This is a genomic window from Ruegeria sp. ANG-S4 (assembly GCF_000814005.1).
In the GTDB taxonomy this organism is placed as follows: domain Bacteria; phylum Pseudomonadota; class Alphaproteobacteria; order Rhodobacterales; family Rhodobacteraceae; genus Ruegeria.
Genome location: NZ_JWLK01000010.1, coordinates 119,346 through 144,590, shown reverse-complemented (window position 1 = coordinate 144,590; position 25,245 = coordinate 119,346). Strand labels below are relative to the sequence as shown.

At 58.4% G+C, this 25,245-nt stretch carries 22 protein-coding genes; 8 read left to right on the top strand and 14 right to left on the bottom strand.

The window, feature by feature from the left end; all coding sequences use genetic code 11:
• Positions 1-55: 55 nt before the first annotated feature.
• Both RA28_RS21700 and RA28_RS21695 read left to right on the top strand, forming a co-directional pair.
• Positions 56-1,081: a LacI family DNA-binding transcriptional regulator gene (locus RA28_RS21700; RefSeq protein WP_039533317.1), complete on the top strand. Its 1,026-nt coding sequence runs from the start codon at positions 56-58 to the stop codon at positions 1,079-1,081.
• A 4-nt stretch (positions 1,082-1,085) separates the two neighbouring features.
• Entirely contained in the window at positions 1,086-2,300 is a 1,215-nt protein-coding gene (locus tag RA28_RS21695; RefSeq protein WP_039533315.1) for a winged helix-turn-helix domain-containing protein, read from the top strand.
• A gap of 9 nt (positions 2,301-2,309) precedes the next feature.
• Here RA28_RS21695 and RA28_RS21690 read toward each other — a convergent pair whose 3' ends face one another.
• The 3 genes from RA28_RS21690 to RA28_RS21680 all read right to left on the bottom strand — a co-directional run bounded on the left by RA28_RS21690 (position 2,310) and on the right by RA28_RS21680 (position 4,948).
• Positions 2,310-3,212, bottom strand: a complete 903-nt coding sequence (locus RA28_RS21690; protein ID WP_039533313.1) for a helix-turn-helix transcriptional regulator — start codon at positions 3,210-3,212, stop codon at positions 2,310-2,312.
• A gap of 103 nt (positions 3,213-3,315) precedes the next feature.
• A complete protein-coding gene (gene hpaR, locus RA28_RS21685) occupies positions 3,316-3,750 on the bottom strand; it encodes a homoprotocatechuate degradation operon regulator HpaR (protein ID WP_039533312.1) in 435 nt (144 codons plus the stop codon).
• Positions 3,751-3,805: 55 nt separating this feature from the next.
• Entirely contained in the window at positions 3,806-4,948 is a 1,143-nt protein-coding gene (locus RA28_RS21680; protein WP_039533417.1) for a DUF3095 domain-containing protein, read from the bottom strand.
• Positions 4,949-5,083: 135 nt separating this feature from the next.
• Here RA28_RS21680 and RA28_RS21675 point away from each other — a divergent pair, with 135 nt between their 5' ends.
• From RA28_RS21675 to RA28_RS22325, 4 genes are all read left to right on the top strand, one after another.
• A complete protein-coding gene (locus tag RA28_RS21675; protein WP_039533310.1) occupies positions 5,084-6,256 on the top strand; it encodes an MFS transporter in 1,173 nt (390 codons plus the stop codon).
• A 21-nt stretch (positions 6,257-6,277) separates the two neighbouring features.
• A complete protein-coding gene (locus tag RA28_RS21670; RefSeq protein ID WP_039533309.1) occupies positions 6,278-7,315 on the top strand; it encodes a glycosyltransferase family 4 protein in 1,038 nt (345 codons plus the stop codon).
• Between the two features lie 112 nt (positions 7,316-7,427).
• Entirely contained in the window at positions 7,428-8,450 is a 1,023-nt protein-coding gene (locus RA28_RS21665; protein ID WP_039533306.1) for an aspartate-semialdehyde dehydrogenase, read from the top strand.
• 241 nt (positions 8,451-8,691) lie between these two features.
• Complete coding sequence (locus RA28_RS22325) at positions 8,692-10,761, top strand: sterol desaturase family protein (RefSeq protein WP_082029887.1); 2,070 nt, start codon at positions 8,692-8,694, stop codon at positions 10,759-10,761.
• Positions 10,762-10,785: 24 nt separating this feature from the next.
• Here RA28_RS22325 and RA28_RS21655 read toward each other — a convergent pair whose 3' ends face one another.
• The 8 genes from RA28_RS21655 to RA28_RS21620 all read right to left on the bottom strand — a co-directional run bounded on the left by RA28_RS21655 (position 10,786) and on the right by RA28_RS21620 (position 19,322).
• Positions 10,786-11,238: an SRPBCC family protein gene (locus RA28_RS21655; protein ID WP_039533304.1), complete on the bottom strand. Its 453-nt coding sequence runs from the start codon at positions 11,236-11,238 to the stop codon at positions 10,786-10,788.
• A gap of 106 nt (positions 11,239-11,344) precedes the next feature.
• Positions 11,345-12,154, bottom strand: a complete 810-nt coding sequence (locus RA28_RS21650; RefSeq protein ID WP_052261558.1) for an XdhC family protein — start codon at positions 12,152-12,154, stop codon at positions 11,345-11,347.
• 12 nt (positions 12,155-12,166) lie between these two features.
• Positions 12,167-13,354, bottom strand: a complete 1,188-nt coding sequence (locus tag RA28_RS21645; protein WP_052261557.1) for a vWA domain-containing protein — start codon at positions 13,352-13,354, stop codon at positions 12,167-12,169.
• A complete protein-coding gene (locus RA28_RS21640) occupies positions 13,354-14,220 on the bottom strand; it encodes an AAA family ATPase (protein WP_039533300.1) in 867 nt (288 codons plus the stop codon). Before RA28_RS21640 ends, RA28_RS21645 begins: the two co-directional genes overlap by 1 nt.
• 104 nt (positions 14,221-14,324) lie before the next feature.
• Entirely contained in the window at positions 14,325-16,742 is a 2,418-nt protein-coding gene (locus RA28_RS21635) for an aerobic carbon-monoxide dehydrogenase large subunit (protein WP_039533299.1), read from the bottom strand.
• Complete coding sequence (locus tag RA28_RS21630) at positions 16,739-17,233, bottom strand: (2Fe-2S)-binding protein (RefSeq protein WP_039533297.1); 495 nt, start codon at positions 17,231-17,233, stop codon at positions 16,739-16,741. The genes RA28_RS21635 and RA28_RS21630 overlap by 4 nt, the downstream gene beginning before the upstream one ends.
• A 14-nt stretch (positions 17,234-17,247) precedes the next feature.
• Entirely contained in the window at positions 17,248-18,081 is an 834-nt protein-coding gene (locus RA28_RS21625; RefSeq protein WP_039533296.1) for an FAD binding domain-containing protein, read from the bottom strand.
• A 140-nt stretch (positions 18,082-18,221) separates the two neighbouring features.
• Complete coding sequence (locus RA28_RS21620) at positions 18,222-19,322, bottom strand: MHYT domain-containing protein (RefSeq protein WP_039533293.1); 1,101 nt, start codon at positions 19,320-19,322, stop codon at positions 18,222-18,224.
• Positions 19,323-19,703: 381 nt separating this feature from the next.
• Here RA28_RS21620 and RA28_RS21610 point away from each other — a divergent pair, with 381 nt between their 5' ends.
• Together RA28_RS21610 and RA28_RS21605 are read left to right on the top strand one after the other, a co-directional pair.
• Positions 19,704-20,891 carry a CaiB/BaiF CoA transferase family protein gene (locus RA28_RS21610; protein WP_039533289.1) on the top strand — a complete coding sequence of 396 codons (1,188 nt, stop codon included), beginning with the start codon at positions 19,704-19,706 and terminating at the stop codon, positions 20,889-20,891.
• Positions 20,888-21,667 (top strand): citryl-CoA lyase, encoded by a 780-nt coding sequence (locus RA28_RS21605; RefSeq protein WP_039533287.1) that lies wholly within the window; start codon positions 20,888-20,890, stop codon positions 21,665-21,667. Before RA28_RS21610 ends, RA28_RS21605 begins: the two co-directional genes overlap by 4 nt.
• Before the next feature lie 27 nt (positions 21,668-21,694).
• Here the strand turns inward: RA28_RS21605 and RA28_RS21600 are convergent, their stop codons facing one another.
• Genes RA28_RS21600 through RA28_RS21590 form a run of 3 tightly spaced genes read right to left on the bottom strand, consistent with a single transcriptional unit; the run spans position 21,695 to position 25,226 of the window.
• Positions 21,695-23,182 carry a heme biosynthesis protein HemY gene (locus RA28_RS21600; RefSeq protein WP_039533285.1) on the bottom strand — a complete coding sequence of 496 codons (1,488 nt, stop codon included), beginning with the start codon at positions 23,180-23,182 and terminating at the stop codon, positions 21,695-21,697.
• Positions 23,183-23,192: 10 nt separating this feature from the next.
• On the bottom strand, positions 23,193-24,380 hold the full coding sequence (locus RA28_RS21595) for a hypothetical protein (protein ID WP_039533410.1): 1,188 nt from the start codon (positions 24,378-24,380) through the stop codon (positions 23,193-23,195).
• 54 nt (positions 24,381-24,434) lie between these two features.
• Positions 24,435-25,226: a uroporphyrinogen-III synthase gene (locus RA28_RS21590; RefSeq protein WP_082029886.1), complete on the bottom strand. Its 792-nt coding sequence runs from the start codon at positions 25,224-25,226 to the stop codon at positions 24,435-24,437.
• Between the last annotated feature and the right edge of the window lie 19 nt (positions 25,227-25,245).

Genomic DNA, 25,245 nt, shown 5'->3' with positions numbered 1-25,245 from the left:
AAACGCGACCCGTTCACGCTACCATCGGGCAAAACAACAGTGCAGGTGCCTTCCCGTGACAACTGAAACCAAACGCCCGCTTACCCTTCGCGATGTCTCGGAAGCGTCGGGCGTGTCCGAAATGACGGTCAGCAGGGTCCTGCGCAACAGAGGTGATGTGTCCGACGCGACCCGGACCCGCGTTCTGGCCGCGGCCAAGGAACTGGGATACGTACCCAACAAGATCGCAGGTGCGCTGGCATCCAGCCGGGTCAATCTGGTTGCGGTCATTATCCCATCGCTGTCGAACATGGTCTTTCCCGAAGTGCTCACCGGCATCAACCAGGTGCTGGAAGACACGGAACTGCAACCCGTCGTGGGCGTAACCGACTACCTGCCCGAGAAAGAAGAAAAAGTACTGTACGAGATGCTCTCTTGGCGGCCCTCGGGTGTGATCATAGCGGGGCTGGAACATACCGAGGCGGCGCGGGCCATGCTGGATTCGGCCGGCATTCCGGTGGTCGAGATCATGGATACGGATGGCAAGCCGGTGGATGCGATGGTCGGGATCTCTCACCGCCGCGCGGGTCGCGAAATGGCGCAGGCGATCCTGAAGGCAGGCTATGAGCATATCGGCTTCATGGGCACCAAGATGCCTCTGGACCACCGCGCCCGGAAACGGTTTGAAGGCTTCACCGAAGTTCTTGGAAAACACGGGGTCGAGATTGAGGATCGCGAATTCTATTCCGGCGGCTCGGCTCTGGCCAAGGGGCGTGAGATGACGCAGGCTATGCTGGAGCGCTCGCCAGATCTGGATTTCTTGTATTATTCCAATGACATGATCGGTGCGGGTGGGTTGCTGTATCTGCTGGAACAGGGGATCGAAGTGCCGGGCCAGATTGGCTTGGCGGGCTTCAACAACGTTGAGTTGTTGCAGGGTTTGCCGCGCAAACTGGCCACCATGGACGCCTGTCGTTTGGAAATCGGGCGGCAGGCGGCAGAGATTATCTCGGCCCAATTGAATGATCCCGACACCGAGATTGATAAGCGCGTGACCCTGACACCCAAGATCAGCTACGGCGATACGCTCAAGCGGCGCTGAACGGGTGGCTTTGCCGCAGCTCGACAACAAGGCAGCGCGGGCCTTGTTCATGGACCGACACGCGCTGCTGGAACAGCCCGGCGGGGCGGCGAAAGGGTCCGACCTGTTGTCTTTGATCCATCGTCTTGGTTTCGTGCAGTTGGACAGCATCAACACCGTTGCGCGGGCGCACGACATGATCCTGTACGCCCGCAAACCAACATACCGAGCGCGCAACCTCAAGCGCCTGTATGAGACGGACGGGGCATTGTTCGAACATTGGACGCATGATGCAGCCGTCATCCCGATGGAGTTCTACCCACATTGGCACCTTCGTTTTCTGCGTGATGCCAAGGATTTGAAAGCCCGGTGGAAGAATTGGCGCCGGGACGGATACGAACAACGGTTCGAGACCGTGTTGCGCCATATCCGCGACCATGGACCGGTAAGTTCGTCTGACGTCGGTCAGGAGGAAAAGAAGGGGTCAGGTGGGTGGTGGGACTGGCACCCGTCGAAAACGGCGCTGGAATTTCTGTGGCGGTCTGGTGCATTGGCCGTAGTCGGTCGCGAGGGCTTCCAAAAGCGTTATGATCTGACCGAGCGCGTGATCGAAACTCATCTGTGCCCGGGCAACCGCGATTGTGATGAGACCGCGACCATCGATTGGCTCTGCAACGCAGCGCTGGATCGGCTGGGGTTTGCCACCTCCGGGGAACTGGCTGCCTTTTGGGATACGGTCAGTCCGGCCGAGGCAAAGATCTGGTGCGAACAGGCGTTAAAAACGGGCGCTGTTGAAGAGGTTGAAATCACCTGTGCGGACGGTCGCAAACGCAAGGTCTTGGCGCGTCAGGGTGTGATTGAAGAAGCTAAGGCACTTCCGTCGCCGCCGGGCCGTATCCGCTTGCTCAGCCCGTTCGATCCGATGCTGCGCGACCGCAACCGGGCCGAACGGTTGTTTGGGTTCTACTATCGCATCGAAGTTTTCGTGCCCGCGCCGAAACGGACATACGGCTACTATGTTTTCCCGATACTGGAAGGCGACCGTCTGATTGGGCGGATCGACGCCAAAGCGCACCGCGACTGCGGCGCCCTGCGCATCAAGGCTGTCTGGCCGGAAAGGTCGGTGCGTTGGTCGGATGCAAGAACCAAACGACTGGACGCAGAGTTGGATCGCGTTCGGCGGTTCGCGGGGCTTGACCAAGTTGAGTTTGAAAACGGTTGGCTGAAAACTGCGAAATAGACTCTGTTTCTAATCCAGATAGTGATTGTTCCGGATCAAACTCAGGACGTCCTGTAATGAGTCCACGACCTGATGGCCGGACGTATCGAGTTGGGCCGAGGCCCGGGCGTATTGGTCCTCTCGATTTGCCAGGATCGATTTCAATTGGTCCATTGCCGCCGGGTTCCCCTGCATCGGTCTTTCGTCCCCCTGCGCCCGGACACGGTCCATGTGTTCCTGCGGCGTTGCCCGAAGCCAGATTGTGTGAAACCGGCGCAGCAGCGTGGCGTAGGTATCGGGCTCGGCGACAATGCCGCCTGCCACTGCGAGAACCAACCGGTCATGCTCGTCGACGACCCGGTCCAAAGCTTGCGCCTCAAGCTTGCGATACCCTTCCTGACCATAGAACGCCATTATGTCGGGAAGCGGCATGCCGGCCATCCCTTCGATCACGCGAGTAAGCTCCACAAACGGCAGATTCAGCGCGTTGGCCGCCATCGCGCCCAGTGTCGATTTCCCCGCGCCCCGAAGGCCAATCAGGCAAATCCGCCCCGCGCGGCTTGGGTTTGTCGGATCAGCGCGCAACAGCTGCAGGACACTTTCGCGTGTCTTTTTGTCCGCCCGTTGGAACAATTCGGCGACCTGCAAAGCCTTAGGGTCCGAATATGCGTTTTCAGTTATCAACGCTTCGATCTTGCTGTCCAATGCCTGGGCGACACGCTGAAGCAACCCGATCGAGATATTTCCTTCCCCTGCCTCCAGCTGCGCCAGGTATCTGGGCGAAACGCCGGACCTTTCAGACAGGACGCGCCGCGAGATGCCGTGTTCCTTGCGGGCTGCCCGCACACGATGGCCGACACGCGCTGCCAACTCCGTGGGACCATCACCCCCTTGCGGGTTCAGTGCGGTTTCTGAAGGGGTCAGTTCTTTCATTCGATGCGGCTTGAATATGAAAAATAATGCACAAAATACGATGTGCGAGCCGATCGCGCAACCATTTAGGCAGCATCATGCATTTTTCCGCCCAAGGCTTGGATCATACATCCAGGTCGTGCAGGTCGCCCAGAATATCCAAAAGCAGATCGTGCCGTTCCGGACCCAGTTTTGTACGTATGCGTTCGGCCTGCCTGACGTTTCTGGCGATATTGGCGCGAATTATCTGCAAACCGCCATTGCTGATTTCGACAATCTGCCGACGCCGGTCATTGGGGGCGATCCGCCGCACGATCAGGTCTTTTTCCTCGAGATTTCGCAGGATACGCGTCAAGCTGGGCAACAAAAGACAGGCGCGCTCGGCGATCTGGGTCGGCTCTTGTGGCCCTTCTTCTTTCAGAACGCGCAAAACCCGCCATTGCTGCTCGGTCACGCCGGCATCTGTCAGGATGGCCCGGATTGGCCCCATCACCTTTTCCCGAGCCCGCAGCAGGGCAATCGGCAAAGATCGGGACATCAGTGGCAGGTCTTCGGTCATGTCCAATTCTCGCTCAAAACCCGCTTTTTCGCAACTTTATGCAAAATATGGGCTTTTAAGACCGCATCGTGGCGGCGGCCTGCGCGTAGCCGCCTGTGGCACCGTCGACAAAATGCACGTGATCATCACGCATTGCAGAAGGAACAAAGCAGGTCATCATCGCCTCTTGTTGCGAAAACAGGCCGTATCGGATTTTTCCCTGCTCCTGTGCTGTATCCAGCATCTGCTTGATGCGCGTCAGCGTATCGTCATCGCAATCAAGCGTCATCTTGAGGCCGTCGTCGAATTTTCTGAAATCCGAGTTCTGGCTGACCATGCGCTGATAGTGCAGCGGTTCGAATTTGCCCAGACGCAATCCGGTTTTGAACAGCAGCCCGATCAACAGGTTTTGACCAAGCAGAGCGAGTTTGTGCAGGAACAAGTTGCGCCCAGCGCGCGAGACATGCGCGTCGAGGTCGACGCCGGGCGGCGGCCAGCGCATTGGCGGTCCGTTTTCGGGCACCGGGTGGCCTGCCCGGTCCAAAGCCTCTGCGGCCGTCAGAACCGACTGCGACAAAGCCGCAAATTCCTGTTCATCAGACTCTAACGTGGGTTGAATCACTAAGGATACGATTTGGCCATGCCGCGCTGCGCTGTTGGACCAACGGCAGGACAGCCCTGTCAGATCAGGCTGGGCATCTGCGTCCGCAGGCGGCACTTCGAACGCTCCGGACTTCATCTGCGCCTCGGCCCATGCAAGCCCACCGCCTACGAACATGGCATAGTCAACGCCGGAAGATGGCGCATACCGCGCCACGCGCAGATCCCGCCCGTTCTGCCTGATGTCGCGCAGCGGCACCAAGGCCGCGCGCAGAGAGATGTCGAACTCGGACTTCGCCCAGGACCGTAAGGTGGCCAAGGTTTGTCTCGCGGCAGCTTCGTCCTTGGCCGGAACGGCAAACGCAGCGCCGTCGCCGCCAAACACGTATGGAAAACTGTGCCCCTTCAGCGTGTTGATCATGCCGGATATCACTGCCGCACCGACCATGTTCACGGTCTTGTATCGCCCGCGTGCAATCTCACCGGTCGAGTCGACGATATCTGCAACACCGACCACCCAGCTGTTTGGAATTGGCGTGAACCTTTCAGGATCGCTCAAAGTCAGAAATTCGTCGGAAACGGGAACAGTTTCATAAAATGATGCGTCAGAGGCGTTCATCATGCCCTCAAATGGTTTTCAAACTATGGGGTGGGACATAGTTCAATCGCGATTCATTTCCGGTCGCGTCACCCCACTTCACACGCTTGTGCACACCTTCGCAACATGCCAAGCATTTCGTCGAGGGGGAATGGAATGCAGGCAGGTTTGATTGTTTTGTGTCTGGCCTATGTCCTCAGCCAGTTTTTTCGGGCATTTCTGGCGGTCTTAACGGCGGACCTGGGTCGCGATATCGGCGCCACCGCCGAAGACCTGGCTTTCGCATCCGGGCTTTGGTTCCTGATCTTTGCTGCCATGCAGATTCCGGTCGGATGGGCATTGGACCGCGTTGGGCCAAGGGTGACTTCAGCAACCCTCCTGCTGATCGGCGGCGCAGGTGGTGCGGGCTTGTTTGCCGTCGCGACCGCCCCGATCCATGTCAGCCTCGCGATGGGTCTGATTGGCGTCGGGTGCTCTCCGGTCCTCATGGCGTCGTACTTCATCTTTGCGCGTGAGTTTCCTCCGGCAAAGTTCGCGACACTTGCCGCCGTGATGCTGGGCGTTGGATCGGTCGGCAACCTCGTGGCCTCATACCCGACGGCCTTGGCGGTCGAATGGATGGGATGGCGGGCGACGATGATCGGGCTGGCCTTGACTTCGGCCCTCGTCGCGGTCGGCATCTGGTCTACGGTTCATGATCCCGGGCGCGTTGAATCCGACCACAAGGGATCGGTACTGGACCTTTTGAAAATTCCCGCGTTATGGGCAATTCTGCCGTTGATGCTGGTCGCCTATGCGCCATCGGGCGCAATCCGGGGGCTGTGGGCCGGCCCGTACCTTGCAGACGTGTTCGCACTCGACACCACGCAGATTGGGCAGGCCACGCTGGTCATGGGGGCCGCGATGATTGCAGGCACGTTTGTCTACGGGCCGCTTGATCGCATTCTGAACACCCGCAAATGGGTGATTTTCGGTGGCAACGCCCTCGGCGTCTTGGCCCTTGTCCTGCTATGCATTTGGATTGGCAAATCCGTTTGGATCTCTGTCCTGTTGCTGGCAGTCGTTGGCTTCACGGGGGCATCGTTTCCCGTCATCATGGCGCATGGACGGGCATTCATCGCACCGCATCTGGTTGGGCGCGGGGTCACGTTGTTGAACCTGTTCGGCGTCGGCGGGGTCGGATTGGCGCAGTTCGCAACGGGTCGTATCCACGCGGCAACCTTAGATGCGGGATCATCCGCGCCCTATACGGCAATCTTTGGTTTCTTTGCCGTTGCTCTTGCCATTGGCTGCGCGATCTATCTATTCAGCCGGGACAATATGACCTGACACCATTGGACGGAGAAGACTGTGCGGGAAATCGAGGTCATCGCGCCCAATCTGAAACACAGCTTGTCCGGCGTGACAACAACGGTGATCCGTTTGCTGCCGATCCAAGAAAAGCTGATCGGTATTCGCGCCACCGGCCCCGGGCTTCCAGCGGATATTCCCCATATCAGACTCTGGAAAGTGCCGTTTTTGTCGCGAAAAACAAGACGCGTCTGGCACGCGCGCCGCAACACAGAAATGCTGATGGGTTTGGCACTCAAGTCGCTTCTACGATGCAACTTCAAACTGCTTTTTACTTCGGCGGCACAGCGGGATCATTCCGGGTTCACCAAGTGGCTGATCATGAAGATGGACGCCTTGATCGCTACAACGCCGCAAGCGGCGTCGTTTCTCGAACATCCTTCGACCGTCATTATGCATGGCGTAAACACCAAGTTATTTCACCCTGCCCATGACAAACCCACGCTTCGCAACAAACTGGGTCTTCCCGACGGAACGCTGATTGGTTGTTTTGGTCGCATCCGCCCGCAGAAGGGCGTTGATCTGCTGGTTGATGCCGCGATAGACGTTTTGCCCAATTATCCGGATGCACAGATCGTGTTCACCGGCCGCGCGACGAGAGAATTCGAAGCTTTCCAACGGGAGCAAGAAGCAAAACTTGAAACCGCCGGTCTTTCAGACCGCGTGCACTTTCTGGGTGAACGCCCTTGGGACGAGATTGTTGAAACTTATCGCGCGCTGGATCTGTTTGTCGCCCCCGCGCGGCACGAGGGGTTTGGCCTGACCCCGCTCGAGGCGATGGCCTCGGGCGTTCCAGCCATAGCGTGCCACGGCGTCGGCGCTTTCAGCGCGCAGATCGAAGACGGGATGACCGGCAGACTGATCGAAAAGGACGATGCCGCTGCGTTGGCGGATGCCCTGCAGGACATGCTGTCCGATCCCGACAAGTTGAAGGCTGCAGGCCGCGCTGCACGCACCCATGTCGAGCAGAACTTTCGAATCGAAAGCGAAGCGCAGGCCATCGTCGGGGTCTACCGCGCACTTCTGGACGCGCCCTGACCCCGCTCATGTGGCCCAAATCAATGCGCCGGGCCAAAAACCTGCGCAATTGGCCTTTTTTCTTTGCTGCAACGCGGCTATGAACGCGCGTCCTTAACTCTGGAGACATGAAATGGGCTATCGCGTCGTAGTCGTCGGCGCCACGGGCAACGTGGGCCGCGAAATGCTGAACATCCTGGCAGAACGCCAGTTCCCTGTCGATGAACTTGCCGCCCTGGCAAGCCGTCGTTCGCTGGGAACCGAGGTGACATTTGGCGACAAGACGCTCACGACCAAGGACCTGGACACCTTCGATTTCACCGGCTGGGACATGGCGCTGTTTGCCGTGGGCTCCGAGGCGACGAAAGTCTACGCCCCCAAGGCGGCGGCGGCGGGCTGTGTGGTGATCGATAACTCATCGCTCTATCGCTATGACCCGGACATTCCGCTGATCGTGCCGGAATGTAACCCGCAAGCGATCCACGACTATAGCAAGAAGAACATCATCGCGAACCCCAACTGCTCGACCGCGCAGATGGTGGTTGCGCTTAAGCCGCTGCATGATCGCGCCAAGATCAAACGCGTGGTTGTATCGACCTATCAGTCGGTTTCGGGTGCCGGTAAAGAAGGCATGGATGAGCTCTGGGATCAGACCAAGGCCATCTACAACCCCACGACCGAAGTTGAGCCGAAGAAGTTCCAGAAACAGATCGCGTTCAACGTCATTCCGCAGATCGACGTCTTCATGGAAGACGGCTCGACCAAGGAAGAATGGAAGATGGTTGTCGAGACGAAAAAGATCGTCGACCCGTCGATCAAGGTCACAGCGACCTGTGTTCGGGTTCCGGTCTTCGTTGGCCATTCCGAGGCTGTGAACATCGAGTTCGAGGAGTTCCTGGACGAAGATGAGGCCCGCGACATCCTGCGCGAGGCACCGGGCATCATGGTGATCGACAAGCGTGAAGCTGGTGGCTACGTCTCGCCCATCGAATGCGCGGGCGATTTCGCCACCTTCATCAGCCGCATCCGTCAGGACTCGACGATCGAGAACGGCCTGAATCTGTGGTGCGTGTCGGACAACCTGCGCAAGGGCGCCGCCCTGAACGCGGTTCAGATTGCCGAACTGCTTGGCCGTGAGGTTCTTAAAAAGGGCTGAGTTCCCGTTAGTGAACCGCTCAAAGCGGGAAATTTAGCCCCGTCAGACTTTGACGGGGCTTTTTGGTGGCCTCCTTCCAAATCGCAGGGCAAACACACGGACTTCAAGCGCTTCAACTTGGTCCAATAGCAGCCAAACAATTGCCGTAATGCTCAACTATCTCGGTGCGAATAAATAGAAAGTGCCGAATTTGGATACAATCAACACATTTCTGAGTAGCGTTTTGAATGCGCCCTTCGATATGAACGTGCGCTATTCGATTTTCTATATCTGTTGCACCATCATTATTGCGTTCTTTGTCTGGAAGCTACGCGGGAGTCCCGAACGATTCATAAGTTGGCTTGTGCCCAAAAGGATTTATGCTCACAGGTCTAACCTGCTTGATATCAAACTATTTTTAGCCAGCCGTCTATTCATTGCTCTGGGTATAATGGGGGCCGTATTTTTTCCCACTACGGTGGCCTATTTTTTGCTGCACTGGCTAAATGGCGGTGCGTTAGAGGCCTCTCCAACAAGTTGGACGCAAGGCTTGATTGTCACGATGATAATCGTTGCCACATCTGATTTCTGCAAATACTGGGCGCACCGCGCGCATCACGAAATGCCGTTTCTATGGCCATTTCATGCAGTGCACCACTCAGCTGACGTACTGACGCCGTTGACGGTTCAGCGTACGCATCCAGTAGAACCAATCCTGCGGAATTTTCTGATTACCATTGTGGTCGGAATAGTCCAGGGCTTCGTACTCTACGCTTTTGTCGGGCAGATAAATGTCGTGACCATTGGTGGCGCCAACGCTTTGTATTTCATGTTCAATGCGCTGGGCGCAAATTTCCGTCATAGCCACATCTGGATAAGCTACGGGCGTGTGCTTGAGCACATCCTGATTTCCCCAGCCCAGCATCAAATTCACCATTCCGTAGCCGTGAAGCACCACGATAAAAACTATGGCTCAATGTTCGCACTGTGGGATTGGATGTTTGGAACACTGTACATCCCAACCGAACAGGAAAAGTTAACATTCGGGGTTTCGGACGGAAACGGACAGCCCGTTGATCAGCCCTACCCCACTTTGGTCGCAGCATTGATTTTGCCTTTCAAAGAATGCTGGGAGGCAATCGCCGCCAAGTTAAAACAAAACACCGGCATGACCCGGATATCAACGCCAAACAAATTGACGATGTCCGAAGGGTTCTCTCTCTGGTTGGACGTTTTGCGCGCGGGTGCGGCTCTGATGGTTCTATTCGGTCATATGGCGCATATTCGCTTTACGCGCGGCGACTACTATTTTCTACGCGAATGGAACGTCGCAAGCGATGCCGTTGCCGTCTTCTTTGTTCTGTCTGGTGTTGTAATCGCATACGCGGCGGGGCGTGATCAAACCCTCGGGCGATATGCCTTTAACAGAGTGACCAGAGTTTTCTCGGTCCTCTTTCCTGCACTTTTGCTAACGTTGGCATTTGACGCAATTGGTACCCGCATTGATATGTCCGCGTATCCCGATGGCTATTATCAGGAACTGCCGATCGGAGAATTCCTATGGCGCGGGCTGACGGTAACCAATCTTTGGACCGGATTGACCGACTGGGTTCGGCTTGGCTCGAACGGACCAATTTGGTCCCTAAGTTATGAGGTCGGGTTTTATCTGTTATTTGGCGCCATCGTCTTTTTGAAAGGTGCGCTAAGGGCTGTGGTTCTGGCTTTGCTGGTATTGCTGGTCGGAATACCTGTTCTAGCCATGTTCCCGGCTTGGTTGCTTGGGGTTCTGGTATGGAAACTTACACCTCGTACCAATTCAAAAAACCTTATGACCAAAGCCTGGTGTTACGCTATCGGCAGCATCGTTCTGCTCATTGGCCTTAAGACCTCCGGTATCCCTGAGTTGCTGGAATACCTGACAATTTTGGCCTTGAAGCCCCTCAATCACCACAACGTGCTCGTCTATTCCAACGAAGTGCTATGGAACACTCTGCTGGCCTTATTGGTTGCGGTTCACCTACTAGGGGTCCGTGTACTGACCGCGAATACAGCAAGCCGTAAGGAGGGTTGGGTTTCGCGTTGTGTTAGATGGATCGCAGGCTGCAGCTTCTCACTCTATGTGGTACATTATCCAACCTTGCACTTGCTTGACGCAACTTTGCCTGAAACCTTGCCGGGGTATGATATTTGGCTGTTGGTTCTTACTTTGCTGATCTGCTTTGGCTTCGCCGCGCTCTTTGAAAGACCGCTTAGACAGTATCGTGCCGCTTCTTTGGCTGCATGGAAGTGGTTTATCGGGTTCACATTCAGACTATCTAAAACCACGCAATAGTTTGGTTAAGCAGTGGTCGCCCCCTCATGATAGCGTTTGCTCTGACACGACCTCACCAAACTTGGTGAAAAATTTACCAGAGAGTTTCTTCGCTGTCCCGGCAATCAAACGGCTGCCCAACTGCGCGATTTTACCACCGATATCCACTTTTGCAGTGTAGCTCAGAACGGTTTCGTCTCCGTCTTCTGTCAGCGTCACATCCGCGCCACCCTTGGCAAACCCCGCAGCACCGCCTTTGCCTTCGCCGGACAACGTGAAACCGTCGGGCGCGTTCGAGGTGTCCAAAGTCACCTCACCTGCAAACCGCGCTTTGACAGGACCGATTTTCAGAACAACCTTTGCCTCCAATTTGCCGGGCTCTGACTGGGTCAGCTCTTCGCATCCGGGAATGCACTCGCGCAGGACGTCAGGGTCGTTCAGCGCTCGATAAACATCTTCACGCGGCGCGGCAATTCGGATTTCGTCACTCAGGTCCATTCCTGTTTCCTTTTTTTAACAACACCTTGGATAGACGCGCAGCGCCTCTTCGGTCGCCTCGGACGCAGACCGTTCAGGTCGTTTAGGCCAAAATCTCCGCCATCGGTCACGCCATTTTTTCATTTTGTGCGGTCTCCTCGGATCTGTCTGTGTTTTTCCATTCAACGATCTCGGCCAGGATCGACAAGGCGATCTCGTGCGGGTCAACGGCATGTATGTGCAAGCCCGCCGGGGCCTTCAGCTGTGCCGCCCGCGCGCGATCCAGCCCCTGTGCGATCAGTTTATCACATAAAACCTGCGCTTTCCGTTTGCTGGCCACCATTGAGACGCGCCGCGCGGGCGACCTGAGCGCGGACTGCAAGGCCACCCGATCACCCTGCCCTTGCGACGCGACCACGACGAAATCGCGCGGCTCTATTCCCAGCGACTCCAGGTCATCCGGGTCAAATGCGGTTTGTCCCGACTGCTCTGAGCCCTGGGCCACGCAAACGCGCAATCCGATCAAACCCGCATGTGCGGCCAATGCATCGGCAATCGGTGTGGCGCCAAAAATGACCAGCCTGGGTGCGTGTTGATACGGCTCGACCAGCAAATCAACCGTTCCCCCCGATGGGCACCCGCTTTTGAAAGTCTGCACGCCGTCGGGGTCTGTCATATTTACCACCTTCTCCGTCGGTTTGACGCGGATCATCTGCGCCGCGCCGGTGGTCAGAGCCTGTTGCACCGACGCCCGCACGGCCCGTTGCACACAGGCTCCCCCCAAATGACCGAGGATGCGACCGTCCGACGTGACCACAGCCTTGCCGCCAGCCTTGGCCGATGTCGCATCAGCTGTGCGCAAAACCGTAGCGACACAGAATGGGTCGCCGCTTTGGCGAAGTGTTTCGATCGTGTCGAATATGTCGAAGCCGGCCATTCAGCCCTCCTTTCACAACTTCCGGAACTGCGGCTCAAGCGCGGCAAGCGCCTCCAGAGTGTTCGCTGGCAGATGCGCATCCAGATAGGGTTCGGCAGCGCGGATCGCGGCAGCCACAGGTTGATAGGACTGCCACCCTTTCAACGGGTTGAGCCAAACGATCCGCCGCGCTTTGCGCCGAAAGCGTGCCAACACGGAGCCCAAAGCCTGCGGGTCCGCGCTGCAATACCCGTCCGACAGGATCAGCACGATCGTACGCCCGTTCAACGCCCGTGCGCCATAGCCGTTCAGAAAACTCTCCAAACTGCCCGAGATGTCGGTCCCGCCGCCGAAGCCTTCTGCCATCAGCGATAACCGACCGGCTGCGCGCAGCGTGTCGTGGTCCTGCAACGCATCCGTCACGCGCATCAGGCGTGTATGGAACAGATAGGCATCCGCCTCCGCCCCCGTGCCGACCAACCCCTTCAGGAAGGCCAAAAAGACGCGAGAATACACGGTCATCGACCCGCTGACATCACATAGTGCGACGATCCGCATCGGTCGCGGTGGACGTGCACGCCGGTACAGGTCCAACGGCTCACCCCCGCGCGCCAGACTGGCGCGCTGAATGCGGCGCATATCCAGCGCCGGCCCCCGCAACGCGTGTTTGCGTCGCCGCGACCGACGATCCCGAATGGCCCGCGCCAACCGCTCAGCCGCCGTTTGCGCCTGTTTCAGAGACTGCTCGTCCATCAATTCCCGCAGATCCCGGCGCGACAGGTTGGCCGTACGGGTCGCGATCAGCTTCCCGTCCATCCCTTCGGCCTCCCCGTCGCCCGGATCCGGAGCGGTGGCCTGGTCCGTATCCGCTGACCCGTCACGGGCCGTTTCGTTGTCAGTTTGCCAGATCATCGGCTTTGAGGATTGCACCCGCACATGCGTGTTCTGGGCTATTCCGGTGCGCTGCTTCCCCGAGTTGAACCAATAGGCATCAAACAACTCATCAAAACGCCGCCAATCCTCTGCGTCACCGGCCAAGAGCACGCACAAGGCCTGACGCGCCTGACCGAAATCCGTTGCCTCAACCGCCGACAACGCCGCCAACGCATCCGCGGTTTCTTTCGGCCCCACACGCAACCCGTTCATCCGCAGATGCGCGATGAACCCCGACATGCGGTCCGCAAGACCCGAGGCCCGCGCGGGAAAGCGTGTCACCTGCATCACGCAACCTTCCCGATCAGACGATCCATCACCTCGGGCGGCGCGGCGTCATAATCAGCAGCTGTTTTCAGCAGACATACCAACGTGGCCTGAACTTCGTCCCGAGACCTAGCCAAATCATTGACGCCAAGCCCCGATAAGGCCGCCGCCCAGTCCAGCATCTCTGCCACACCCGGCGTCTTCTCAAGCTCTTCCTTCCGAAGCGCCTGAACCACGCCGATGATCTGGCGGGCCAAGACGCCCTCAATCTCCGGCATCCGCGCGCGCAGGATAGCCATTTCCGTCTCTTTCGACGGATAATCCAGGAAACTGTACAAACACCGCCGGCGCAGCGCGTCAGACAGGTCGCGCGTCCCGTTGGCGGTCAGGATCACGATGGGCCGCGTACGGGCCTTGACCGTGCCCAGCTCGGGGATCGTGATCTGGAAATCCGACAGGATCTCCAAAAGATAAGCCTCAAACTCCTCGTCCGCGCGATCAATCTCGTCAATCAACAGCACCGGAGGTTTTTCCTCGGAAATAGCCTCTAACAAAGGCCTTTTGAGCAGATATTCATCCGAAAACAGCTGCGCTTCCGGCAAACCGCCCTGCGCTTCACTTGCCCGGATCGCCAGCAACTGCCGCTGGTAATTCCACTCATAGATCGCATGGCTGGCATCCAGCCCTTCGTAACACTGAAGCCGGATCAAGCGTGTATCGCGCCAGCCCGCCATCGCCTTGGCGACCTCTGTCTTGCCAACGCCCGCTGGGCCTTCCAATAACAAGGGGCGCCCCAAAGCCTGCGCCAGATGCAACGCCATCGCCAACCAGTCATCGGCGACATAGCCTTGCGCGGCCAATCCGCTCTGAACATCACTCAAGGTCAAAACCAGGATCCCATCTTCATCTGGCCAAAAATATCTCGGGGGAGGTACGGAGGGGGCTGGCCCCCTCCGTTTGGTCGGACCGGCGCAAGCTGGTTCGAAACCGATTACCCATGCATCCCCAGCCCATTGGCAATCTTCCAGATCCGCCAATGATCGTGCGGCATGTGGCTCTGGGTCAAACCAAAAGGCCTGAACGCATCATGCACCGCGTTCGAAAACGCAGGGACCCCGCCCACATTCGGGCTCTCGCCCACGCCCTTCGCTCCAATCGGATGGTGCGGTGAGGGCGTTACCGTGTGATCGGTGATGTAGTTGGGCGTCTCCCACGCGGTCGGCAGGAAGAAGTCCATCAGCGTGCCGGTCTTTACGTTGCCCATCTCGTCATAGGCAATTTCCTGACCCATCGCGATGGCCAGCGCCTCGGTCACGCCACCGTGGACTTGCCCTTCGATGATCATCGGGTTGATCCGGGTGCCGCAATCGTCCAGTGCGTAAAACTGCCGGACTTCCCATTCGCCGGTATCCACATCGATCTCCATGACGCAGACATAGGCACCGAACGGATAGGTCATGTTCGGCGGATCGTAGTAGCTGACCGCCTCCAGACCCGGTTCCAGACCTGGGATGGCCTGATTGTAGGCGGCGAAAGCGATCTCTTTCATCGTCTTGAACCGCTCGGGCGCACCTTTGACGGCGAAACGATCCACGTCCCATTCGACATCGTCGTCATGCACCTCCAGCAGATAGGCCGCGATCATCTGTGCCTTGGCACGGATCTTCCGTGCAGCCATCGCTGTCGCCGCGCCCGCCACAGGCGTCGACCGAGAGCCATAGGTTCCCAGACCATAAGGCGCGGTGTCCGTATCGCCTTCCTCCAGAGTGATGTCATCCGCAGGCAAACCGATCTCGCTGGCGATGATCTGGGCAAAGGTCGTGGCATGGCCCTGACCCTGGCTGATCGTCCCCAGCCGCGCGATGGCCGAGCCGGTCGGGTGGATACGAATCTCGCAGCTGTCAAACATGCCCAGCCCGAGGATATCGCAGTTCTTCACTGGCCCAGCGCCCACGATCTCCGTGAAATGCGTCAGACCAATCCCCAGTAACTTGCGGGTTTTGCCCGCCTTGAAATCCTCGATCCGCTGCGCCTGTTCTGCGCGCAGACCTTCATAGTCCACGGCCTTCAAGGCCTTGTCCCAGGCGGTGTGATAATCGCCCGAGTCATATTCCCAGCCCAGCGCAGACTGGTACGGGAACTGATCGGCCTTGATAAAGTTGATCCGGCGCAGCTCGGCCGCGTCCATGTTTAGCTTGATGGCCAGAACCTCGATCATCCGCTCAATGAAATAGGCGGCCTCGGTCACGCGGAAAGAACAGCGATAGGCCACACCACCCGGAGCCTTGTTGGTATAGACCCCATCCACCGCAAGATAAGCGGTGGGGATGTCGTAAGACCCGGTGCAGATGTTCATGAACCCCGCCGGGAACTTGGTCGGGTCGGCACAGGCATCGAACCCACCGTGATCCGCCGTTGTGTGACACCAAAGCCCGGTAATCTTGCCATCCTTGGTGGCGGCGATCTTGCCCTGCATCCAGTAGTCGCGTGCAAAGGCGGTGGACATCAGGTTTTCCATCCGATCCTCGACCCATTTCACCGGCTGGCCGGTCACGATCGACGCAACGACCGAGCAGACATACCCCGCATAGGCCCCAACCTTATTGCCGAAGCCGCCGCCGATATCGGGGCTGATGACGCGGATATTGTGCTCGGCCACGCCAGAGATCAGCGACACAACCGTTCGGATCGCATGCGGGGCCTGGAACGTGCCGTAGAGCGTGAGCTTGCCGGTCACTTTGTCCATGCTGGCCACACAGCCGCAGGTTTCCAGCGGGCAGGGGTGGGTGCGGTGGTAATAGACCATCTCCTCCGCAACCACGTCAGCCTCGGCCAGAACGGCCTCGGTCGTGTCTTTGTCGCCTTGTTCCCATGTGAAAATATGGTTGTGATGCTTGCGCGGGCCGTGGGCCCCTTCCGTCTGACCTTCAAGGTCTTCGCGCAGAACAACATCCGATTTCAGCGCCTCAAACGGGTCGGTCAGAACCGGCAGTTCTTCGTATTCGACCTCGACCAGTTCAACGGCATCTGCCGCGATATACCGGTCTTCGGCCACGACATAGGCGACCTCCTGACCTTGGAACAACACCTTTCCATCGGCCAGCACCATCTGCTTGTCACCAGCCAAGGTCGGCATCCAGTGCAGGCCCAGAGGCGACAGGTCCTCGGCGGTCAGAACGGCGATCACACCTGGCAGAGCCAAGGCCGCGTCTTTGTTCACGCTGACAACACGGGCGTGTGCGTAGGGGGAACGCACAAAGTCGCCGAACAGCATCCCGTCCAGCTTGATATCATCGACATAATTACCCTTGCCTTGGGTAAAGCGCACATCCTCGACGCGTTTGCGCGAGCTGCCCATCCCTTTGAGATTGGCGGCGCGTTCTTCGGGGGTCATGGTTTGATCGTTCATTCCGCAGCCTCCTTCTGAGCGTTCAGCAAGTCAGCCGAGGCCGAGATTGCTTTGACAATGTTCTGGTATCCGGTGCAGCGGCACAGGTTACCTGCCATGCCAAAACGGATTTCTTCCTCAGACGGGTTCGGGTTTTCCTGCAACAGACGATGCGCGCGGGTGATCATGCCCGGCGTGCAGAATCCGCATTGCAACCCGTGATGTTCGCGGAACATTTCCTGCAACACTCCAAGGCTGCCATCATCATTGGTGAGGCCTTCGACGGTGGTGATATCGGACCCGTTCACCTGCGCCACGAAGGTCGTGCAGGATTTGACCGATTTGCCGTCGATATCCACGGTGCAGGCCCCGCAATGGCTGGTCTCGCATCCGATATGAGGGCCGGTGATTTTCAGATCTTCCCGCAGGAAGTGGATCAGCAGCGTGCGCGGCTCGGCCAGACCTTCGACCTGCTTGCCGTTCACGGTGAGTTTGACGTGCATTTTCGACATGAGTTTTCCTCCCCTCAGGCCGCGCGGCTTTGCGCTCGGTCGATGGCGCGGCGCAACATCACAGCGGCCACGTGTTTTTTGAATTCGACAGGGCCACGGTTGTCGGCCACAGGATCAATCGCGTCGAGCATTGCGGCCACGCAGCCATCGACATCCCCGGCCGCCAAGGCCGTGCTGGCAGCTTCGGACCAGATGGGCGTATCGGCCAGATTGGTCATCGCAACCGATGCCGTTCCGTTGCCCACCATCACGGCGGCTGCGGCTGTCGCATAGTCGCCGATCTTGCGCTTTTGCTTCTCGTAAGCCTGTCCAACACCCGCATCCGGAACAGGGACCGAAATCCGGGTTAGAATTTCCTCATCCTCGCGGGCGGTGAAATACGCGGCCTCGTAAAACTCTCGCGCAGCGACGCTGCGATTGCCATCGGGGCCGGACAACTCGAATGTCGCGTTCAGGCATTGCATCAGGCCCGGCATATCATTACCCGGATCACCGTTGGCCACATTGCCGCCAACGGTCCCCATGTACCGCACCTGCGGGTCTGCTATTTGAAGCGCCGCCTCGCGGATCAGCGGGATGGCCGAGGCCAGCCCGTCATGGGTGATCAGTTCATGCTGCGTGACCATCGCACCCAGCGAAACCGTTTCGGCACCGATCTCAATGCCCTTCAACTCGTCAATCGCCTGAAGATCGATCAGGTGGCCCATTTCGGCCATGCGCAACTTCATCATCGGGATCAGGCTGTGCCCGCCCGCGACGACCCGCGCCTCATCTCCGTATTCCTGCAAAATGCTGATGGCCGAGGCGACGTCGCCTGGCCGGTGATACTCAAAACCGGCTGGTATCATATTTTTCCTCCCTGGGTCCGAGCGAAGTGCCTTGGGGGACCTGGGGACAAAGAAAGGACAGCGTGTTCAGCGGTTCCACACGGCGGAAACGGGTCGCGTGGCTTGTTTCACGAACTGCGAATAGGCTGAACCAGTTGCGATCAGAGGCCCAAGGCGTCGCGTATGTCAGGCAGCCGAGAGCGACTAACCGGAACTTTTGTCAATGCGTCCACGCCGTCAAAATAACAGGTTCCGTTGTCCTTGTGCCGCTCGAAACTGGAGACATGTTTTGGGTTTACCAGATAACTTCGGTGCGCCCTCAGAAACCCCTCGGGTTCAAGCCGTGTTTCTGCTTCGGTGATCGACCAGGGGCAAAACAGCTTTTCCTGACCCATGTAAAGAACCGTGTAGTGCCCTTCGGCCCGGATGGCCGCAATGCGCGCCGGTTCCGCGAAGAACGTCTGACCTTCGCGTTCAAAAGGAACGCCAGCACGAAAGGGTGCCGGATCGGACTGAGGCGCAGGTTCCGGCTTTTCGGCGGTTTCCAACGCGGGTTCCGGCCCGATAAAGCTGATGCCGGTCAACAGGAACGCCCCACAGATCAGGAAGACCGACACAGTTACGCCCATGGCCAGCACCTGATTGTTGAGCGCAGGACCCGCCCCGCCTGGGCTGTCCGTTGCAACAAAGTCTGTCAGGCCTGTTGCAACAAAATGCATCGTGAAAACGGCAAGACCGAAGCACACTGTTCCCAAAAGGATGTTGCGCTGTGTCCGGTTGTCGTAGGCGACCCAGATTGCCAGAACCGACAAAACGACAGACGCGGCTGTTGCAATCACCACATCTGTCAGGTTGTAGACAGGTCGGCAAAGCTCCATCCCCGCCATGCCCACGTAGTGCATGACGACAATGCCAAGCCCGACGATCACGCCAGCGCCAACAATGGTCTGCATCGTGCGGGGTCTGAAATGCAGTAGCAGCAATGCCAAGCCCACCATCAGGATCGCAACCAGCGCCGAAATCAGCGTGATCAGAGCGTCGTAGTAAAACAGGATCGGAAGCTGCAGGCCCAACATGGCCACAAAGTGCATCGACCAGATGCCGCCACCCAGAATGACGGCTGCCAGCGCCACAACGAACTTACGCCTTTGGCTGTCCAGCCTTGACGCGCCATGGGTCAGGTATAGCCCGGTGAAACCGGCCATCAGCGCAACGGCAAGGGACGCCGCCACAAGCCAGCCGTTATGAGAATAGTCCAGCATTTGGATATGCGCGCCCTCCCCGACGCGAGAGCGACGTTAGCAAACTGATCCGACTGGGACAATCGCGGCTGAACACACCGTTGCTTCGTCGTATTTTTCTGGTCAAAACGCAGAACTAATCCAATTTTCACCCGGTCATTTGGAGTGTTTCTAGCCCAACACCGCCTGGCTGGCTGGTCGTGACAGTTACCGACAATCCGCTTGCGCGATCGTTGATCGGTCTTATTCTTGGCTGCATGACGCAGGACAATTTCACCCGGACCCTGACGCGGCGCGACGGCAGTAGCCTTTTTTCGGTCACCCTGATTGCTTGCTCGCGACTGGGTTCCAAAAAACGCCCGGTGAACAGTATTTTTGCGGGTCGGTCAAATCGAGTGGCCAATGGCCACTGAGCCGCTTGCCGGGGTGCGGGTTCTGGACCTGACCAATGTTCTTGCAGGTCCCTATTGTTGCTACCAGCTGGCACTCATGGGGGCCGAGGTGATCAAAGTCGAACGCCCCGGCAGCGGCGATCTGGCACGAGTCCTTGGCGCCGATCCGGTTCGGAACAAAGCCGGGATGGGCATCAGTTTTCTGGCGCAGAATGCGGACAAAAAATCCGTGACATTGGATATGAAGGCCGCACGGGGCAAGACCCTGTTGAAGCGATTGGTTCGATCCTCAGATGTGCTGGTCGAAAACTTCAGACCCGGCGTGATGGACCGGCTGGGCGTCGGGTACGATGTTTTGCAGGCCGAAAACCCAAACCTGATTTACTGCGCGATCAGCGGGTTTGGGCAGAACGGGCCGCGCCGGGATGATCCGGCCTACGATCAGATCGTTCAAGGGATCAGCGGCGTCATGTCAATTACGGGGGCGCCGGACACCGCACCTTATCGTGTTGGCTATCCGCTTGCGGACACTGTGGGCGGACTGACGGCAGCTTTTGCAATCAGCGCGGCCCTGAACGCCTCACCTCGTGGAACCTTTCTTGATGTCGCGATGACGGAATCGGTCGTGTCGACAATGGGCTGGGTCGTTTCGAACTATCTTGTTGGCGGGGTCGCGCCGGCTGCGCATGGTAATGAGAATACGACCTCGGCCCCATCCGGTGCCTTTGCCACATCCGACGGTCCGATCAACATCGCCGCAAACCGGGACGAACAGTGGCAGGCACTCGCCCGACATCTGGGCCGAGAGGATTTGCTGACCCACCCCGACTATGTGACCCGCGAGGACCGAAAGGCGAACCGGCATGCGTTGCGCGCTGAACTTGAGCAATCTCTTGTTGCGCGCCCGGCCGGCGATTGGGTCCGCGAATTGAATGCGTTGGGCGTGCCGACCGGGCAGGTTTTGACCGTACCGCAGGCGCTCGCCGATCCTCAACTTGCGGACCGCGGATTGGTCGGAACGCTGCCCGTCGACGGCGAAGACATGCGCCTGACGGGCAGCCCGGTTGTCATGGATGGCGAACGTCGGATGCCAAGAACAGCACCACCGAACCTTGGCGCTGACAACGTGGCGATTTGGTCCGAACTGGGCCTGTCAGACGACGAAATCGACACACTGCGAAACGAGGGGGTCATATGAATGACGTCGCCGATTGGTGGCAGACGGCCATCATCGATATGGAACCGGGGCGCATTGAGGTGCGCGGAGAACCGATTCAGAGCCTGATCGGCGAGCTGAGTTTTCCCGAAATGATCTGGCTCATGATCCGGGGCGACAGACCGAGTTCCGCGCAAGCCCGCCTGTTCGAAGCTGCTCTGGTATCCGCGGTGGACCATGGTCCGCAGGCACCATCGATTGCGGCGGCCCGTATGGCCGTCACCTGTGGCTTGCCCCTCAACAACGCGATGGCCAGCGCCGTCAACATGCTTGGCGACGTTCACGGAGGGGCGGGCGAGCAAGCGGTCATGATGTATCACTTTATCGACGCGCATTCCGGCGGTTTGGAAAATGCCATGGACGACTGGATCGCAACATATGGCAAAATATTGCCCGGCTTTGGTCACCGTTTTCACTCGCCGACAGACCCACGTGCCCCGCGCCTGATGGAATTGGTTACCGAAGCAGTTGATGCAGGTGCCTGTTCGGGGCGCTTTATGAAAACGGGTCAGGATGTCGAAGCGGCGCTTTCAGCGCGAAAAGGTAAACCGGTTCCAATGAACATAGATGGCGCAACAGCTGTTATCTATGCCGAACTGGGATTTGAGGCACCACTTGCGCGGGGTCTGTTTTGCTTGTCGCGATCAGTCGGCATCCTCGCGCACGCATGGGAACAATCACAGCAGGGTGGCCGCAACAAGGGCCCCACCCCGCCACAGTATCGGTGGACATATACAGGCAAACCGCCGCAGGACTAACGCGACCCTCGTGCGCCAGGTTCCTGATCAGGCCTGTTTCTGTGCCTCGGTGTCGACAGCCTCGGCACTCGCTTCGATCACATCCTCCGGGTCCGGCTCTTCGACATCGGATATGTCTTCCACCTCGGACTGATCTTCGAGCGCACCGACGATCAGAGGCAACATGTGCACCCCGGTGGCGGTGGCGATTTCGGGTGTCTGCGGCGTCTGCCAACTCAGCGTGTCAAAGCTGCCGCAGTTCTGGCAGACGGGTCCCCACTCGGGTTGGATATCGTGGCAGTTCGTGCAGACCCATTGCGGCCCGCGCGGCGCGTTCAACGCCTTGGCCAGCCAACCTTGAACAACGGCATCTGACGCGCCTTCGCCCCGTTCGATCGCCGCCATCAGCGTATAGGCCCTTGCGTCTGCCTTGTTTTCCACAACATCACCCAGCGCACGGCGGGCTTCGGGAAAGTCCTCTGCTACAATGTTCAATTCAGCCAGAATAAGCCGCGTTTCCAGGTTTTCAGGGTGTATGCGGGTCAGTGCCGTAAACCGTTTGATCCGTTGCTCGGGCGTTTCATCCGGTGCGATCTCGGCGAAGGCGTGGGCGAGATCGGGATGAGGCTGAACCTCCCAAGCCTTTTTCAGAATCTTGGTCGCAGGGCGCGGTTTTCCTTTTTCGATGTAAGCACGCGCGGCCATGGCTGCGGCTGGAACCAAATCAGGTGACAACCGGTTGGCTTCAATTGCGTGTTCCTGCTGCGCAACCGTGGCCGAGTCATCCAGAATGCCTTTTGCTTCGGACAACGCCAGAACGGCATCCCGCCGCTTGAAAACGTCGCGCGGGAGGTATCCAGCCTTCAATTTCGAGGTCAGCGTCGACCGTGCCCCCGCCCAATCCTGCGCTTTGGTTTGCAGGCTCAAGAGCACGTCCTGCGTTTCTTCGTGCCGGGGTTTCAAGGCCAATGCCTTTTCCGCCAGTTTGCGGGCGGTTTCGTCATCGCCTTCGGATAGCTTTTGCTTCATGATTCCACGCACACCGACAAATCGGGTAGCGTTGTTGGTCACCAGTTTTTTGTAGGTTTCCTCGGCTTTCTTCGTGTCGCCGGTCATCTCGGCAGCCTGAGCAACCAAAAGGTTCGTCAATTCGGGTTTGTTGAGCAGCCGTTCGGCTTTGTTCGCCTTGGTCATCGCCGCACGCCCCTCGCCCGACGCGAGGGCCATCAATCCGTCAGCCAGCGCCTGATATCCGCGCCGTTCGCGGCTGCGGTCGAAATAACGCGAAAGGGCCGTTTCGTCGCCATTGAGGAATTTCAGCGTCGCGACCAGCAGGCTGAGCAGCTTGAAAAACAACCAAACCGCAAAAACCAGCACGCCCAGCGCGATGACCGATTGTAAAGGACCAAGCGTATATTCCGTTCCCGCAACGGTGACCTGAACACCGCCGCTGGATTCCATAAGAAACCCGGCGCCAATGGCAAGCAGACCGATAATCGCAACAAAAACAAGAATTTTAAACAATGACCACAGCATAGCAGGTCCTTCAGTTCGAGTTTACGCTTGCGGCAAGCGCATTTACGGCATCCACCGCGGCCAGACGGGCCTGTGCTGCGGTTTCCCAATCCGCCATGGCGGTCTGAGCGGCTTCGGGCAAGGACTTAAGCTCGGTCAATGCGCCTGAAACATCCCCATCCGACAAGGCTGCCTGCGCACGCGACAGAACGGCATCGGGATCATCCCCATCTTGCGGCGTTACCGACCTGGCACCGGTCTGACGTTGCAAAAACGCGACCAATCCGGTGCCCTTGTTTGCATCGCGTGCATCCGCCAATGCCGTGCGGGCCGCCGGGGAAAACGAAGAACTGAGCGCCGCGATCGTCGCCACGCCTTTGTCAGCCGATGCGGTCAGCGCTTCGGGCACAGTCAACCCACCGGCCTGCAGCTGCGACACCAAATCCTCGTAGGGTTGGCCCGCGTCCAATTTGCCTTGCAAGCGGGACAGGATGGCCGTGTTGGTGGCAGCACGCGCCTCGGCGGCGGCCTTGGCCTCAAGCGCCTGTGCGTCAGAAACCATTTTTTCAACCTCGCCGCGCTGAGCGGTCAGCGAATCCTGAAGTTTCTTGAGCTCGGCCTCAAATGCCGCAGCGGTTTCGGGAGAGACGCTTGCCTCAACCGGGGCTTTCTCAAGCGCCGACAAACGATCACCCAACGGTCCGACCTGGCCGGACAAGGTGTCCACGCTGGATTTCACCGCGCTTAGATCACTTTCAACCGGCGCGAGCTTGTCTGACAACGCTTTGATCTGATCCGACAGGCCCGAAACATCGGGCTCATCGCTGAGGGACTTGGTCAGTTGTGCAATCTGATCAGACTGATCCGACAGCTTGGACTCGAGCGCGGCAATTGCGTCCGACGTTTCCGTCCCCCCCGAGGAAAAGACACCACTGCCCACGGCAAATCCGATCCCGGCCGCAACGACGCCGCCGATCAGGGCCGGTAAAAATCCACCGCGCTTTTCGACCGTACGCTCGATCACCTTCTCTTGCGCAGGTTCTTTTGCGCGCCATGCCGCTTCGGCTTCGGCTTCGGAAGTCAACTCGTCCGGGTTGTCTGCCGCGTCAAGGGACGCGCCTTGTTCCTTGCCGCTGTTTTCTACGGTCTGAGACTCGACCGTGTCCTCCGATTGGGGGCCTTCTACCGGTTCCTGATCGGATTTCTTGTTACCAGCCACCGTCACATTCCCCTTATCGATTCCAAAAATACGCGAAGTACAGACGATCCCAAGTTAATCTGCACCGGGTCCGCCCTCAACCCGCAAGGCATGTTTCACAAGTTTTTTAACGGCTTTACTCATCTTCTTTGGCGTTGGTTCCTTAGCGATCTTCAGACGTTGGAACGCCAAAGATCTAAGTGGTTCCGCCGTAGCCTGACTAATGGCTGCCAGCCATAACGGAGCTGTCCCATCCCAGACATCGGCAAATTGTCGCGCGGTCCGGGGTGAAAAGATCGGCGCGATGACCGGCCGGTCACCACTCGCAGCAGACTGAGCTTCCGGTGTCAGGGGCAGCAAACGTTGCTGATAGACGGGCTGTTCCAACGTCGTCAGACCGGATTCGGTCAACCGTTCGGCGACGTTTCCCCTGCTGTGTTCACCCCGCAGATGCAAAAGCGGGCTTTCCGGACGCAATTTCAGCAGGTTGGCCACCAGCTCCTCAGCGGTTGCACCAACCATCTGGGCAGGCCACCCTGCCCCTTTTGCCGTTCCTGTGGTCGTCGAGCCGACGCAAAACGCGGGCAGCGTCCGGTCGACGCCCAACGACACCGCAGCGTTAACCGAGTTTGCAGAGGTGAAAATCAATCCGCGAACGCCAGCGGTCGCCACTTGCACATCCAGCGGGCGGATCTCAAGTAAAGGGGAATGAACCACCGTGACGCGCGACCGGGCGCGCGTTGGAAGCTGCGCAACGAACCTCTCCGAGGCGGCGCGAGGGCGGGTCATCAACAAGTACAACAGGCGGCGCCTTCGGCCTTGGGATTGTTTGCGTCCGCGCGGGGTGATACCCCGCTTCGAAGTCATGATGCAACGGATCAGGCCA